At 35.0% G+C, this 13,930-nt stretch carries 12 protein-coding genes; all 12 read right to left on the bottom strand.

Annotation, left to right across the window (positions count from 1 at the left end; genetic code table 11):
* Positions 1 to 19: 19 nt before the first annotated feature.
* Genes Q1A01_RS00225 through Q1A01_RS00170 form a run of 12 tightly spaced genes read right to left on the bottom strand, consistent with a single transcriptional unit; the run spans position 20 to position 13,594 of the window.
* Positions 20 to 655: a Pycsar system effector family protein gene (locus Q1A01_RS00225; RefSeq protein ID WP_299674224.1), complete on the bottom strand. Its 636-nt coding sequence runs from the start codon at positions 653 to 655 to the stop codon at positions 20 to 22.
* A gap of 4 nt (positions 656 to 659) precedes the next feature.
* Complete coding sequence (locus Q1A01_RS00220; RefSeq protein WP_299674221.1) at positions 660 to 1,553, bottom strand: DUF6268 family outer membrane beta-barrel protein; 894 nt, start codon at positions 1,551 to 1,553, stop codon at positions 660 to 662.
* Between the two features lie 6 nt (positions 1,554 to 1,559).
* Positions 1,560 to 2,801, bottom strand: a complete 1,242-nt coding sequence (locus Q1A01_RS00215; protein ID WP_299674218.1) for a sodium:proton antiporter — start codon at positions 2,799 to 2,801, stop codon at positions 1,560 to 1,562.
* Positions 2,802 to 2,852: 51 nt separating this feature from the next.
* Complete coding sequence (locus Q1A01_RS00210) at positions 2,853 to 3,647, bottom strand: hypothetical protein (RefSeq protein WP_299674215.1); 795 nt, start codon at positions 3,645 to 3,647, stop codon at positions 2,853 to 2,855.
* 10 nt (positions 3,648 to 3,657) lie between these two features.
* Complete coding sequence (locus Q1A01_RS00205; RefSeq protein WP_299674212.1) at positions 3,658 to 4,689, bottom strand: Rieske 2Fe-2S domain-containing protein; 1,032 nt, start codon at positions 4,687 to 4,689, stop codon at positions 3,658 to 3,660.
* Positions 4,680 to 5,099, bottom strand: coding sequence for a hypothetical protein (locus Q1A01_RS00200; RefSeq protein WP_299674210.1), 420 nt, complete (start codon positions 5,097 to 5,099; stop codon positions 4,680 to 4,682). Before Q1A01_RS00200 ends, Q1A01_RS00205 begins: the two co-directional genes overlap by 10 nt.
* Positions 5,096 to 5,314, bottom strand: a complete 219-nt coding sequence (locus tag Q1A01_RS00195) for a hypothetical protein (protein WP_299674207.1) — start codon at positions 5,312 to 5,314, stop codon at positions 5,096 to 5,098. Before Q1A01_RS00195 ends, Q1A01_RS00200 begins: the two co-directional genes overlap by 4 nt.
* A gap of 4 nt (positions 5,315 to 5,318) precedes the next feature.
* On the bottom strand, positions 5,319 to 7,268 hold the full coding sequence (locus tag Q1A01_RS00190) for a thiamine pyrophosphate-dependent enzyme (RefSeq protein WP_299674204.1): 1,950 nt from the start codon (positions 7,266 to 7,268) through the stop codon (positions 5,319 to 5,321).
* Positions 7,269 to 7,273: 5 nt separating this feature from the next.
* A complete protein-coding gene (locus Q1A01_RS00185; protein WP_089370692.1) occupies positions 7,274 to 7,666 on the bottom strand; it encodes a hypothetical protein in 393 nt (130 codons plus the stop codon).
* Positions 7,667 to 7,716: 50 nt separating this feature from the next.
* Complete coding sequence (locus tag Q1A01_RS00180; RefSeq protein WP_299674199.1) at positions 7,717 to 8,457, bottom strand: hypothetical protein; 741 nt, start codon at positions 8,455 to 8,457, stop codon at positions 7,717 to 7,719.
* Between the two features lie 4 nt (positions 8,458 to 8,461).
* Positions 8,462 to 10,069: a glutamate synthase-related protein gene (locus Q1A01_RS00175; RefSeq protein WP_299674196.1), complete on the bottom strand. Its 1,608-nt coding sequence runs from the start codon at positions 10,067 to 10,069 to the stop codon at positions 8,462 to 8,464.
* A gap of 30 nt (positions 10,070 to 10,099) precedes the next feature.
* Positions 10,100 to 13,594 (bottom strand): metallophosphatase, encoded by a 3,495-nt coding sequence (locus Q1A01_RS00170; RefSeq protein ID WP_299674193.1) that lies wholly within the window; start codon positions 13,592 to 13,594, stop codon positions 10,100 to 10,102.
* Positions 13,595 to 13,930: the final 336 nt, after the last annotated feature.

The following is a 13,930-nucleotide window of genomic DNA, read 5'->3' as shown; positions in this document are numbered from 1 at the left end:
CTATTCTATACAACAGTTCTTATCCAAAATAGCCTCCAAAAAGTAAATGACATAATAGAAAGGCAATTACAGAAAGAATAATTCCTATTAGGAAGATCGTAAAAGAAGATCGTAAGAGTTTAAATTTTCTATTGATGGTTTTTCCTAAGTAATACGTGTCTTTGGCAATCGTCTTATAGAGCTCGTCACCTTGATTCATTAAATCCGAAATCTGATTGACATATGCTTCTTCTTCCATATCATGGAAGTTACCATAAAACATAAGATTATTTGTGCTTCTACTTCCGTGTTTTTTTTCTGGTCGTGTTGCAATGACAGCATATCCTATCGATATAAGATTGGTCATCAAAATTAAGATAGCTGGATAAATCAAATGTGGATCTTTATCTAATTGGTCTAATACAGTTCCTAAAACAATAGATAAAATAAGCGCATTGATAGAGATCAAAATGTTTGATTTCCGATCAATCATAGCATTCAATGTATATTGATTTTTTGATAGTAATCTAAATAATGTTTCGACCCCTTTTTCAGGTCGAGGTTCAATTTTAGAGAGTTTCTTCTTAAGAGATTTTAGTTCGTCTTTATTGATATTTAGATCTGACATTAAGATTTTGTCTTTTTCTTTTTCAATTTCTTTTTTTGATGCTTTCATGAGACTATAGCTTAAATCGGATACCCGTTTTTAAATAAAAAATATTGTCTTCAGGTAATTCTAAGAGGGTATTTCTACTACGATCTCTAAACTCTAAAGAATTATCAATTACATAACTCACATTCATATAATATTCTAGATTTTTTGTAAACTTATATTCATAACGAAGTCCTCCTAAAACTAATCGTTGTCTTAAAAAATCTACTTTTTGTGGTCCACTTTCTCCCTCTACAAAAACATCTCTTTGTAAATTAGTTCTAAAACCATCAAGTCTCACTACAAATTTTAATCTATTTTTTGTAGATATATGGTATTGAATATTCATTTTTGGAACCCCTACCTTATAAGACCATTTTGGATGAAACTTACGATAGTAACTTATAAATGGTAACACTGGAAAACCTCCAGTACCAGAAACTGAAATTCCTAAAATGAGTTGGTGAGGTATTTTTTCTTTTTTCTTATCATTTAAAAAAAATAGACCTCCAGAGATAAGTCCATTATCTCTCAATGATAGCTCTTTTACGGTTGCATTGGTGCTAAAACCAGGTTGTATCTGAACTGCAATACGCCAATCCTTATTAATTTTGGTTGTATATCCTAAGTTAATGTTTAATAATTGAAACCTATCTAATCTGTCCGAATTAAATCCAACAAGATCTTGATCTACATTAAAATCTATATAACTATAATCAGCTCCAATAACAAAATAGGTATCCTCTTTAAGTTTTATAGGGTAATTTGCAGCTCCTCTAAACCTATTGAAAGAGGTGCCGGTATTTTCTGCTCTTTCAGGTAGCCCTACGTATTCTAAACGTGCTAATTCTGAAATTTGAGCTTGTGAGACACCTGTAATTATAAGGAGTAAGCATGTTATTATTCTTATTTTTTTTAGCATATGCATCTAACTATATAATTTTTTTGCAAGTGTACCAATACTCAATCCTTGACCAATAATAGAGAATAAAACAACTACATAGGTGATGTATACAATTAATTCACTAGATAAAGACTCATGAAGGCTTAATGCAAGTGCAATTGAAATGCCACCTCGTAAACCACCCCATGTTAAAATAGCTATTGTCTTTATCGGTTTTTCTTCTTCGTGTTTTAATAAAGAATACGGGACAAATACAGAAATAAATCTCGATAATAATACGATAATAATTGTAATAATACCAAGGATTAAATAATCTATATTAAATGCTAACAAATGAATAGCTAGTCCTATCAAAACAAACAAAATCCCGTTAAAGACATCATCTAGAATTTCCCAAAACTCATTAAGAGACATCTGTAGTTTGTTTTTATTTTCATTGATGTGTACTTTATTTCCAATAAATAATCCTGCTACCACCATCGCTAATGGTCCTGAGACATGAATCATAGAAGCGATCGTATAACCTCCCATTACCACCGCAAGACTAATCATAACGGCGAGGTTAGAATTATCTTTCAGGCTCTTTATAAGCTGTAAACCTAAAAAGCCGATGAGTAGTCCAAATAAAAGACCGCCTACAGCTTCTTCTAGAAATAAAGTGCCTATCTCTGCTCCAATTTCAGTTTGACTATGCTCGCCTGTTGCTGTAGCAATTAATAAAATTCCAGAAAATACAACCACTCCAATACCATCATTAAATAATGATTCGCCTTCTATTTTGATCCCTAAGCTTTCTGCAATATTTGCCTTTTTTAAGATAGCCATCACTGCAATAGGATCTGTAGGAGATATTAAAGCTCCAAATAATAATGCATGAATAAATGGAAGCTCTAATCCTATTAACATAGCAACTCCAAAAACAAGACCTCCAACAATAAACGTAGAGATAAGGACACCAATAGTTGCAAATAAGAGTACTGATTTTTTTTGCTCAGCAAGTGCGCCAAAATCAACATGTAAAGCCCCAGCAAATAACATAAAACTTAAAATCCCATCTAGCAGTAGTGTTTTGAAATCTGCATTGACAATAATATCACAGAAAAACTTATAAAAAGCAGGCGCAATAGATTCACTTATAGTGATAATAATTACTAAACCTAAACTCAATAGTAATAACCCTATAGTAGAGGGAAGCTTTATCCATTTACTGTTGATATAATTAAATAAAACGGCAATGGTAAAGATGATACTAAATGATTCGAACATGGCGTTGCTGTTTTTGTGCCGTAGTACGCTTTCGCGAAAGCGTACCAAGCATTAATATATTTTTGAAGGTAAATCGAGATCTTGTATATCTTCTGTTTTAATACGCAATTGATACCAATCTTGTATCTTAACTACATTTCCTGTGAGTATAGATGGCTTGCCTATGTAAGGTAATATTTGCTCATTTATAGGATTACCTTCCGTATCTGTGAGTAAGTAATATTCAGCAATATTGTTTTTGTCTGTAGTTGCCAATACAGGTGGAATTCCTCCTGAAATACATAAGGTAGCACAACTTCTATGAATTTTACCTTTACCGGGTTTCATTACGCCAAAGTAGCATTTAGGATCAATAATCTCTCCCTTTAATTCCATTCCTGAAACTAAGGGTTCTGTTTTTGGAAGTCTGCTTGGATTTGCTTCCTCAATCAGTGAGATTTTTTCATCACTTGTAATTTGAATAAGTGTCTTCCCATTGTAGTAGATGAGGTTTCCTTCTATACGTAATACACTCCCTGATAATGGACCTGCTTCATTTCTTATTTTTTGTAAAAATGGATTGGCGCTTGATTTTCCAAAGCCTAATAATAGGATGTTTTTGTATACATTTTTGTCAGTTTGAACACGTAACATGGGATATGGCATCTCATGATAAACCCCTGTTATTTTTGTATTTGTTGTTAGCTCAAATGTGCTGTTTTTGAACGTGTTTTGAGTAAGGGCAAATAGGAGAGCACCACCTACTAATAATAGTATTCCAAAGAGTACAAATGATTTGATTCCTTTTTTTGTTTTGGGAGATACCGTATCTAGATACCCAATGTAAAAATCGTCTTCTTCTTTCATAACTTTTTGATTAAAATGTAACGGGTTCTATTTCGGTTCCTTCTGCCATAGCTTCAGGAAGTATATAGATGCGATTATTTTTATTTTTAATACGGTAGGTAGCTACTTTTTCTGTAAATGGTGGTGGCGATTGTCCATTATGAGGTAAGTATTGGTGTCCATGCCAAGGGCACGTAATACAACCATCTACAATTTTACCTTCACCTAAAGGACCTCCTTGATGTTTACATACATTTGAAATAGCTGAGAGCTTGTTGTCATATTTGAAAATAGCAACACGCTCATTTCCTACTACAAAAATTTTTGCTCTGTCTTCAGAGATTTTATCAATTTCGCATACATATTCCCAGCCTTCTTCTTTTTCTGTAGTTTGGATACTATCTGTTTTAGATTCTTTAAAAGCAGTTGTGATGTGTAAAGTGGTGATCGTTAAGAACCCTACTCCTAAAAAGGCAATCACAACGATAGAAGGTTGTTGTTGAAAGGCTCCTAAGAATACATGAAGAATAACAAGTATATACGCTACATATACGAGCATATGTAGTCGTTTCCATGTTTTTGGAGATAGGTTTTTAAGCCAAAAATCATGACTAGTAGCAGCCATTAGAAATAAAATAACCAATGCAAAAAAGCCTAATACTTGAAAAGGAAAATTAGCCAAAGAGGTATATTCCATATTTGAAGTAAATAAGGCATATATAGGGTTTACATTTCCTAGAGCGTGAAATTGGAATAAGGAGAATCCACCATGAATAAGTGCAGCTATAAACATGCTCACTCCCAAATGCCTTCTATTATAAAGTATGGGTAATAATCTAGGATTTAATCTAGTTAATGGGCCAATACTTAAGATAATATGTAATAAGACAATAGCTAGCGTTCCAAAAGCTCTAATAATAAGTGTTTCTGGACTTGTTTCTTCATTGGTGATAATGGTAATTCCTATAAAACTGATGAGGTATAGAAACATCCCAATTGCAATCCATTTGTCGTATGTTTTCTTATGCTTATTCCAAAGCACAGGTTGATAATTTACTCCCATGATAGATCGATATTACGGATGATACGTTTCTTTATTCCATCGTATAATTGAACTCTTTTTACCGTCTTTTCAATGTCAAACGTATACAGTCCTTTTTTATCTATACTTCCTAAAAGAATACTTCTTTCTTGATTTTTATTGATTACATATACACTTGTAGCAGCGCTTTTTAATGGCTTTTTTACAACAATTTGTAGTTTATTGACAGTTGCCAGTTCTTCGATACTTACAGATAACTGTGCATCATCTTCAATAGAAAATGTTCCTTTTTGTATTTTAGAAATAGCGGAATCACTATCAATACCTAATGGTTCTTTTACACTGTTAATAGATGCAACAATAAGAACAGTTCCTAATAGACCTAACGCCATCCATATCATCTTATGGGCTTTTCGTAATCCAGAAGTCATAGATTCGTTTTTGAGGGTTTTAGTAGTCTTGATAGAAGAAGAGGCCAAAGACCTATCGCGCCAGGAACAAGAAGGAGCCTAACGGTCCATTTACTGTCCTTGATAAGTTCATCTAGCTGAGCAGCACCTCGTATAAAAAAATAAATTCCAAATACGAGGCCTATGGCTAGATAGATCAGAATGATGGTTGGAATAATCTGAACTATGATATCCATATGTTTATATTAAAGTTGCATCTGTTATGATTTCTAATAAAGCGGGTCCATTATGCGCTCTTAGTTTTTCTAAAGCAGGGATGAGTTCTTCTCTTTTGGTGACCCTAATTCCTAGAGCGCCACAGTTTTCTGCAAATTTTGAAAAGTTGGCATTATGCAAAGAAGTTTTCCAAACATCTAATTCTGCTGCTTTTTGTTCTTTAGAAATTTTTCCAATTTCTGAATTATTAAGTAACACATGTTTGATGTTCATGTTATACTTAACAAGGGTCATCATTTCTCCTAGATATTGTCCAAATCCTCCATCTCCAGATACAGACCAAATAGGTCTTTCTTTCCCTTGTGCTGCCCAAGCGCCCATAGCTGCGGGTAAAGAGAATCCAATAGATCCTAAATACCCAGACATCAAGACCGATTGGTTTTTTGGCTCAAAGTAGCGTCCAAAAGAATAGGTGTTATTTCCTACATCTACTGCAATAACTGCATTGTCTGGAACTACTTGATTCATGGCTTCAAATACAGCTATAGAGCTTAATCCGATAGCACTTTCGTCTTCCAGTCTACTTTGTTTTTCTTCTTTCCAAATGGCCCAACGCTCAGCAATTTCAGGGCGTCTGTCTATGGTATTTAATTTTCCTTTAGTTTCTTCTTCAATAATGGTAAGTGTTTCAGATATTTCTCCCCAAAGAGCCGCATCTACTTTATGAAATTTACTCAAGGCTGTTGGATCGTAATCTACCTGAATAATTGGTTTTTTAGGAGTGATTCCTGTGTGATTTGAGAACGAAGCGCCAAATACTATTAATAAATCACTTTCATTCATAAACCAAGAGGCAATAGGAGTACCGCTTCTTCCTAGAACTCCACATCCTAATTCATGTGAGTCGGCAATAAGACCTTTTCCTTTAAATGTAGTAATGACAGGACACTGTAACGCTTTCGCGAAAGCGGTAATAGCTTCCATATGAAAACGTGCTCCATGACCTACAATAATAGCAGGCTTTTCTGAAGCAGCTAGCATATCTACTGCCTTTGCTACCATTTGCCTTGGCGGCGAAATATTCATAGGAGTGATTCTATTCTCAGGAGTTTGAGCTTCTTCACCTTCTGTTTTTGGCATAAATGCCACTTCATCTGGGAAGGTGATATGTGATACATCTCTGTTGAGCAACGCACTTTTTATAGCAAGGCTCATTAACTCACTATGTTTAGAATTTTGCTGTACGCTATGGTTAAAATGTGCTACCGTTTGAAATGCACCTACAAGATCTACTTCCTGAAATGCTCCAGTACCTAATACTTGTGTATTTACTTGTCCAGACAGTGCTAATAGGGGAGCGCGGTCTACTTTTGCATCCCACATTCCTGTAAACATATTGGTAGATCCAGGCCCTGCAATTCCAAAACAAACAGCAGGTTTGCCCATTAATTTTCCATAAGCAGAGGCCGCAAAAGCGGCAGCTCCTTCATGGCGTATACCATAAAATTGGAATCTCCCTTTTTCTTCTTGTCGTCTCATGGCATCGGCGACGGCAAGATTAGAATGGCCTACCATTCCAAAACCAGTATCTACACCCCAATTTACCATGGTTTCTATCATGACATCAGAGATGGTCTCTTTATGTGCATCTTCTTCTTCAACAGCAACAAGAATGGCATCACCTTCTTCTTTAACTTCAAATGTTTTTACCCCATCATCATAGCCTCCAGGAGGTAATCCTGTGCATGGGTGAAAATCCCAACCATGCCAAGGACAGCGTAACATTCCATTTTCAATAGACCCTTCTCCAAGCGGCCCTCCTTGATGTGGACATTTGTTATCCAATGCAGAAAACTTCCCGTCATAATGCGTCAAACAAATACCTTGATGACCAGCTGTTACCGTTTGAACACGCCCTTCTGGTAATACCTTTTTGTTTTCGAGAACTTTATACCATTTTTTAGTTGTTGCCATGCGTTTTATTTTTTGTTGAATTTTATTTTGAATTGATCTTGTCGGATACTTACGGCTCTATATGAGTATTTAATGAGCCAAAAAAGCCCTAGGAGTAGCATTATAATTCCTAGAATAATTACATATAATGCAAGTGCTGTTTCTATATCTAATTTTAAGCTAATACCTCCAATGAGTGCTGCGGTTACAAGACAGGAAATAGCAATGTAAAAGAGCACCATAGCTCTATTCAATAATTTTAATTGAATTAGTTTCTTATTGATAATCACATCATTTTCATCAGTATTATGGATAAGTGTATTGATCTCTGTAGATAATGTGACCATTAAATTTGAGGTAGATAGAATTAATAATCCTATACCTGGAATAATTGTGATAGGGATATACCAGTTGTCCATATGATTTTTGTTTTATTATGCTGTTAAGCAATCTATAAAGCGACACAGTACTACTTTTTAAACTGATGTATAGTTTCTTGAAAGAACTTGACAGTTTCAGATTCTACTAGGTTTGTAGCAGGGAGAATAGCTCCGGTAAAACCTTGATCTACCCATTTTCCTAAACTCAAATCACTAGAAGAAGAAGGAAATATTGCTTTGCCATCTTTATAGCCGCTGATATAAAAATAATGTTCGTCAGAAAGTGTATCAGGAATTGCCATTCCTATTCCAATAGAAATACCAGTGTCATTTAATGGTGCATAGGCTCCCGTGTCAAAATGGTGAGGCCATATACGTATAGGCGAATCCAGATGATGTGCTTCTACAATACTTTCTAGAGTATAGGTTGCAAGAATCCTTAGGTTACATAGATGCTCTAATGCAGCAGCATCAGTTAATTTATATTGATAGGCATCATTAATTGTATATGGTAATTCATAATGAAACTCATATACATATTCCTTTCCAAGATGTTTTTGAGAACATTCTTGTAGCCATTGTAATATCTCATTATGTGTTTTCCCGTCAAGGGAAAGTGAATCGGTATTATTTTGAGATGTCCATTCTAAAGAAAAACGTCTATAGTTTAATGCTAACCTGTCTCCAGAAGGAGACAAATCATAGGTTTCCATTTTCATGGTATCTGCATCAAAGCCTACATTGGTATGACTATCATCTGCTTTCTTTTCTAGAAAGCTCATGTTTGCAGCAGCCAAATATTGAGATGCTAGGTGTAATTGATCTTTCATTGATTTAAATTCCGGCATAGTTAATTCCTGTTAGTTTGTGCATATCTCTGTTAAATGTGGATAGATCATCATGATTAAACTTACTGATATCATCATATCCACATGCTCTTGCTACTACTTTAATCAAGTTGTTTGTAGCATCAAAATAGTTATGTAATTGCTTAGCAGAGCTATCAATAATTAAACGACTACGTAAAGATTCTTTTTGGGTAGCAATTCCTACAGGGCAGTTATTACTACCACAGGCACGCATTCCTAGGCATCCTATGGCTTGCAATGCCGAGTTGGATACGGCAATAGCATCGGCTCCTAACATTAACGCTTTCGCGAAATCTTCTGCAACACGCAATCCTCCTGTAATGATAAGTGTCACATCTGTCGCACCTACTTTATCTAAATATTTTCTAGCTCTTGCCAGAGCAGGAATTGTTGGAACATTGATATGATCTCTTAAGATAGTAGGAGCAGACCCTGTACCGCCACCGCGACCATCAAGTATGATATAGTCTACACCTACATCTAGTGCAAACTGAATGTCTTTTTCTATATGACTAGCAGCGAGTTTAAATCCAATGGGGATTCCGCCAGTACGTTCTCTTACTTGGGCGGCAAAGGCTTTAAAATCTTCTACCCCATGAAAATCTGGAAAGGTTGCTGGAGAAATAGCTGTTTCGCCTTCATTAAGACCACGTACTTCTGCAATTTCTTTACTTACTTTGGCGCCAGGAAGATGACCTCCTGTCCCTGTTTTGGCTCCTTGGCCACCTTTAAAATGAAAGGCTTGAACGTTATCAAGCTTGTCCCACGTAAACCCAAATTTCGCGGAAGCGAGTTCATAAAAATATTTAGAATTATTGGCTTGCTCTTCAGGAAGCATTCCTCCTTCTCCAGAACAGATTCCTGTTCCTGCTAACTCGGCTCCTTTAGATAAAGCAATTTTTGCTTCACGAGATAGCGCTCCAAAACTCATATCACTTACAAACAATGGAATGTCTAAATGAAGTGGTTTTTTTGCTGTTTTACCGATCACTACTTTGGTCGCTACATCATCTTCATCTAGTAAAGGACGTGATGCCAATTGTGCTGGTAAAAACTGAATATCATTCCATTTAGGAAGTGTATTTCTATCTACTCCCATGGATGCAGAAAATCCGTGATGCCCAATATTTTTCAATCCATTTTGAGCAAGTTCTTTAATATAAGTGGTATAAGGTTCTGTCTCTTCAGGATGCGTATCTGCATAGGCTCCTAGGTATTGATCACGATTAAAAGGCTGTGGGTGATTTACTAAGTATGCATCTATTTCAAACTCATCTACAAGTAAATCATCTCCATCAATTTTTGTAGAAAATTTATGTAAAACCTCTTTATTGTTATATTCCGAAACGCCAGAATCTACACGGTAATCCCAGCCATGAACCCCACAAATAAGATTATGTCCATCTACATGACCGTCTGACATTAAGGCGCCTCTATGAAGACAACGACCGTATAATACCGAAATATCATCATCAAATTTTACAATTACTAAATCAAGTCCGTTTACGAGTGCATGCTCAGGCTCTTTGTTTTTTAATTGAGATACTTTTGCAATTGAAATTGGTTTTTTCATGTTCTATATATTGTTGTTATTGTTAGTTTTTTAAAATGCAAATCCGAGTACAAATACAATACGTCCGCCATCATTGCTTCCATAATAGCCTACGTTTGCTGTAAATGTATCAAGACCACTGATCCAGAAAGATCCTCCAGCACTAGTATTTATAGTACTAGATTCATCAATGATAGCAGCAGCTTCATTGCCTTCCCATACTCTTCCGTAATCAAACCCACCCGTAATTCCATAATTTAAAGGGATAAAACTGCTTTTGAATTTCCCTAATTTTAATCGTAAGTCTGTGTTTTGATAAAAAGCATACTTTCCAATAAAGCGTTCATTTCTAAATCCTCTTAAGCTATGATTACCTCCTAAAGTAGCTCCATGGAAGAATTCAAAATTATCGCCAAGAATGGCTTCACCTCCTATTTTTGTAGCAAATACGAGATTACCGCTTTTAGAAATTTTATAGTCAAAGGCAAAATGGGACTCTACATATCCGAATTTATTGTCGCTATTACCTCCGTCAATATTGGTTTTATATCCTGCTGTGACTTCTGTATCTAATCCATAGGTTGGGAAGGCGGCGTTATCCTTGTTTTTAAAACCATAAGATACTTCTGCTCCTGCATAGGTTTGGTTTTCAAAAGTGAGTGCATTTATTCCTGCTAGATCATCTGTAGCAATAAAACGATCTGCGGTATTTGCTACTTCAAAAGATTCTATTTGAGGTTTGATTTCAAAATATCCACCATTATCGCCTCTTCTTATGAGGGATATGGCTCCTCTTAATTGACGTATACGTACACGGTTAAAATCTAGCTCTACTTCATCTCTATCATATGCTGTATCATTACCAAATCCAAAGAAGTTCTGAGCAAAATTGGGACTGTTGTACTTGAATTCAACGCCAAAGTTCCAATTGTGAAATATATTTGCAAATTCTCCACTATAGCTTACATCATATCCTGAATTTCCAGAATAGTAAGATGCGGTTATAATGTGTTTTGAAGTGAATGGATTGCTTTGTAAACCATGTGTGGTAAATGTATTTGTAAATCCTATTCTAAGACCATCATCAGGATTAGCTCCAATGATAGGCAGTAACTGATTTACATTTTCTTTTCTTTTTTTGTAATCATAATTATTGATTTCGTAATCATCTACTAGCCATTTCTTTGATCGTTTATTAACGATAGTATTCTCTTTGTTTTTATAATCGTAAATCTTAACCTTTTTAGTGTTTTTAAAATCATAAGTATCATTTTTCTTACCACCGATTACTTTAATTTTAATAAGATGGTCTCCTTCTCCAGTGACATTAAACGTGTCTTTTCCTTCAAGACCGTATATCCAAATTTCTTTCGTTTCGGATGCATTGAATGTGCGCTCAAATATTCCATTGTCTTTACGCATAATGGCTACGCGTGTTTGTCCATTAGGAAGTCTTTCTATATTAAAAACATCGCTTTTTTGAGTTCCGATTAGTACAGCATGTTTGTTTACATAGTCAAAATACGATTTTGCAATAGTTAAGATATTACCGCGTCTTCCTTTTAATTTTGATTTGATTTCTTCTATAGTTTCCCCTTTCATTTCTTCAGGAAGATTTTCAAAGGCTTTTGCTATGATTTCATCTGTAACGTTATCTTGAATATATTTGGCTTCTTTTTCCCAAGCTGCCCAATCTGATTTATTAATAAATGATTCATCTAAAGGATAGGGTTCAAAGCTAAACCATCTTGGACTTTTGAGCTCATCGTCAAAAGATTGCATCATTCGTAAAGCTGGTACTGCTACACGTAAAAATCCAAAAATACTTCCATCAAATACAGAGAAAGCCTGATCTCTATCTCTTGGAATAGGTTTGTATGTTTTTTTACCATCTTCTTTAAATACAGCCCATCGCCATTGATCTTCGTGACGATCCCAATCGCCGATAAGCATATCAAAAAGACGTGCTCTGATATAAGAAGATTCATCTACAGCAGATTTGCCATTTTTATGAATTTCTTGAAGTACGTCTGCCGTACTTACAATATCTTCAGGATATCCAAAGCTTTTGGCATCTTTATGTCCAGATTCTACACGTTCTTCTAGTAAATATAATTCGTCACCATATTCATCATTGTATTCTCCTAAGGCTTCTTGTTTAGGAATGTAATATAAATTGGGATTGGTATGATATACCTTTGCAGCATCTGCCAAATCTCCTATTGTTGTAGCAGTATAAGGATGTGCTGCGGTATAAAAATCTAATACAAAACGATCTGCAAAACTACCTTCAAGCTCTTCTTCTACATAGGTTTCTTTAAAAGCAGTTGCTTGTAAGAACTTGGTGGCACTTTTACGTAACGCACGCATCACATATTGCTTACCATCCTTGTCTTCTAGTCGTAATGATTTAGATTGGTGTCCACCACCGCGTCTTACAGGAGTAAGCCCTCCTAATAGAGTGTCTATAAATGCAACGGGAGCTTCTACTTCTTTGCTGTAAAATTCGCGATAGCGTTTTCCCCAAAGCCCTTTGTAGAGTTTGCTTTTCTCAGTTTCTTCACTAGCATATACAGCAGCCTTTTTAGTTTCTGGGTAGGTGTCTTTAGGTTCAAAAGAAATGGAAGATGTCTGTTGTGTATTTTCGAAAAGTGTTGTTGTAAATAACACACTATTTTCATTTTTGAAATGAACAGAAAGGCTACCATCTGTATAGATATCAAGACGTGCATATCCTTTTTCGCTTGAAGCGAAATCACCACTATTTTTAATTACCTTTTTAACATTTTGAGTGTCTCCAGAAGCGCCGCTTATAATCTGTGGCACGCCAAAATCATTGATATATTGCAGGTTTTTATCACTTCCAGAAATAAATACAATCTTATCGTTTTCTTGTGCGATAGTGAGTAATCTATTGCGTAAACTCCTGTATTGCGTATGCTGAAAATCTTCTTGAGAAAAACCACCTGTTCTTGCAAAAAATCCGGTTTTAGATAATGAGAGCATTGGATGATGAATGGCAATGATCTTTGTTTTTGCTTGCGCCTTTTTTAAAATGCTTTCAAACTCTAAAAAGAAATCATTTCTGTTTTTGATATCACAATCTTCATTGAGATACGTTTGTTTATCCCAATCTTCTAGATACCATTGCGAATCTATAGTGATAAGAATTGCATTATCAGTAAGATTTGTCTTTTTGATAGGACACCCTTTATCTGGGTAAAACTTGGCATCGCTATTTTTTTGGATATATTTTTCAAAAGCTTTTACACCTTTGTACCCATTATATTCCCATTCATTATGCCCAGATGTAAAGATGACATTCTTTTTTAAGGAAGAGACAATATTGAGTTGATCATCTACTACAGCTATTGCAGTATCGTTAAATCCATTTTCAGGCGTTGTATTTCCCAATAAGAGCAGCTTCGAGTTTTCAGAAGCGTCTTCTACAATAGTGCGTAATGTATTTATTCCTTCTGTTGTATTTGTATTTCCGGTAATGTATACAGAGACTTCTTTTTCTTGTCCATACATATATGATGTCATACAAAGTATAAAAACAAAGAAGGCTTTGTAAATATGGTTTTTAGAATTAATCATTTGCGAGTTTATGTTTGATAGTGGTTAATTTTTAAAATAGTTCTCCTTGCAGAAGCATAGTAGGAATACCTCTGAAAATGAAATTTATAATAATATGTTATTAGTTATTGATGGTTAAGGGGAAACGAATCATCAATAAAATTTATCCTTAATATAAGGTTCTACATTTTGGACATTGTACTCCAATAGTTGTGTTGCCTAGTTTGATCCTATTAAGATACTATAATTTGTTTTGATGCTTCTTTTTTAATTGTTATTTACTAATAATAGCTTTTTTGGTGT

It is taken from the genome of uncultured Dokdonia sp., from assembly GCF_947492815.1.
In the GTDB taxonomy this organism is placed as follows: Bacteria; Bacteroidota; Bacteroidia; order Flavobacteriales; family Flavobacteriaceae; genus Dokdonia.
Note: the sequence above shows the minus strand (reverse complement) of the source record. Positions and strands in the feature narration are given on the sequence as shown.